This is a genomic window from Citrobacter sp. TBCS-14 (assembly GCF_005280805.1).
Classification (GTDB): Bacteria; Pseudomonadota; Gammaproteobacteria; order Enterobacterales; family Enterobacteriaceae; genus Citrobacter; species Citrobacter gillenii.
On the sequence record NZ_SZWM01001148.1, the window covers coordinates 1 to 206 of the forward strand.

Genomic DNA, 206 nt, shown 5'->3' on the forward strand with positions numbered 1-206 from the left:
CATTCAACGGTGTTAATAACGTTGTCAAAATTGATGGTAATGGTGTGACCGTCAATTTATCTGGTGGTGGACGGGTTGTCGTCGGGAGGTGGTCATAATGCCGGAAGGTATTCTGATTGATTACAACGATGGCCGTCCGGTGATGGCAATTACTGCGGGGCTTCGCGCCCCCAGTTTTTGTACATCGTTCTCGGGCTGGTCATCCC

General features: G+C 50.5%; 1 protein-coding gene. It reads left to right on the top strand.

Features of this window, described 5'->3' with window-relative positions:
• Nucleotides 1-97 precede the first annotated feature (97 nt).
• A partial coding sequence (locus tag FDX22_RS30690; protein ID WP_222592572.1) for a DUF6453 family protein occupies nucleotides 98-206 on the top strand: 109 nt, incomplete at its 3' end.